At 41.3% G+C, this 569-nt stretch carries 1 protein-coding gene; it reads right to left on the reverse strand.

The genetic code is table 11. From position 1 onward, the window contains the following. Positions 1-527 (reverse strand): Bgr_08870 family protein (locus ACFIMA_RS09960; RefSeq protein WP_375693479.1); only part of this gene is annotated, 527 nt, incomplete at its 3' end. Positions 528-569 lie beyond the last annotated feature (42 nt).

The following is a 569-nucleotide window of genomic DNA, read 5'->3' on the forward strand; positions in this document are numbered from 1 at the left end:
TGGATAAGGTTAAACGACGAATTACCCAACAGTTCTAAGCCACCACTCATAGTGACTTTGCTGGTAAATTTATTATAACTTTGCCATTCATTTGGGCTGGCTAAGCGACCATAGCTTGTGAGATCTTCATTGATCTTGGCTCTAAAATCATCAAGCCCCACGATATCTTCGGTTTTATGTTGGTGTGCGCCTAATAGAGAGACAGCACTGCCAAAAGTGAAGTTATTATTGCTTGATTTATAGAGAACATAATTATTTGCGGCATCTTTTGCGCCTTCGATATCGCTTAAATCGGCAAAAGTGAAGGTTTTATCCGCTGCCATTTTGCCATTGAGAGCGCTTTCTAGATCTGCGATTTCGTTGATCGTATGCGTGTGGTGTAAAGGTGCCTTTTCGTCTACCTTTTCCTCAACAGCCAAAAGAGCTTGATCAATTTTGGTCAAGTTTTCCCGCAAGATTGGGAATTCAGAACTGATAAAACGCCCCTCTTTAGGCAATTCCATGTCGAGTTTTTTGGTTTTGGTCATCTCTCATTTTCCCATTATAATATGCCAGCGCCAAAATCACGC

The sequence above is a fragment of the Bartonella sp. AP88HLJMH genome, assembly GCF_042195605.1.
In the GTDB taxonomy this organism is placed as follows: domain Bacteria; phylum Pseudomonadota; class Alphaproteobacteria; order Rhizobiales; family Rhizobiaceae; genus Bartonella.